This window comes from Psychrobacter sp. Rd 27.2 (assembly GCF_001921755.1).
In the GTDB taxonomy this organism is placed as follows: Bacteria; Pseudomonadota; Gammaproteobacteria; order Pseudomonadales; family Moraxellaceae; genus Psychrobacter; species Psychrobacter celer.
On record NZ_MRYB01000162.1, the window covers coordinates 1 to 317 of the forward strand.

General features: G+C 39.1%; 1 protein-coding gene. It reads right to left on the minus strand.

All coding sequences use genetic code 11. The annotated features are described in order from the left end of the window. On the minus strand, positions 1-199 hold a 199-nt coding region (locus BTV99_RS13725; RefSeq protein ID WP_218607619.1), incomplete at its 3' end, for a hypothetical protein. Positions 200-317 lie beyond the last annotated feature (118 nt).

Here is a 317-nt window from a genome sequence, read left to right on the forward strand (position 1 = left end):
CAGGACTTTGTGCTTTCCTACTACCGAGGCCAAGCCAGTCTGAAGAGCTTTGATTAGCCTCACCATAAGGCCGTACTCTAAAATCATCTCTAAAGATTTTGATCCCACTAAACGAGTCCAGCCAGTCTTTTCGTCGACTTGAACTAATGCTTTTATTAAAAAAACGCTTAGCATCAGGAGAGCTAAGCGTTTTCTTCATAAAAAATAACGTAAACTCAAATGTACCAATATCATCAAATACATTGTCGTTATCAGCACTAGCATATCAGGGTAACAACTCTCCAAAAGTTCTTGTAGTTTCCCATACTCCTCTTTCA